This is a genomic window from Klebsiella sp. K-Nf6, assembly GCF_002806655.1.
GTDB lineage: Bacteria > Pseudomonadota > Gammaproteobacteria > Enterobacterales > Enterobacteriaceae > Klebsiella > Klebsiella variicola.
In genome coordinates this window covers 1-387 of record NZ_PIBN01000061.1, presented here as the reverse complement: position 1 = coordinate 387, position 387 = coordinate 1, and the positions used below count along the sequence as shown (strand labels likewise).

Below are 387 nucleotides of genomic sequence, written 5' to 3'. Positions count from 1 at the left end.
GGACGAAAGCAACCGGCAACGCGAACATGCCTCCACCGATAATGGTCGCCACCATAAGAGACGTTCCCCGTAGTGGGAAATTTGTTCCTTTCATATGAGCGAGTGTCCGTAAGCGGCCTGACGAAGCAGGCCGGCAGTAGCTATTTATTTTGTGGCTTCAGCCAGTGATTCGCTAAAGTTTTTATGGAAGTCGTCAATTTGCCCGCTCTCATGAAGCGCAGACAATGCGCAACGCAGAATGGCGTGTCCTTCCTCAACGGTTGGGTACATCGCCACTGTCGTGGCGATGCCGCGATCGTGCAGTTTCTTGCACATCGTAATGGCGAGGTCTTCGTTACCAATCAGGATCCCCCGAATCGGCATTGTTGTACCCCGGTTAACAATCTC

General features: G+C 52.5%; 1 pseudogene. It reads right to left on the bottom strand.

The annotated features are described in order from the left end of the window. Positions 1 to 144 precede the first annotated feature (144 nt). Positions 145 to 387: pseudogene (locus tag CWM61_RS28620) on the bottom strand (aminotransferase); the annotation flags it as partial.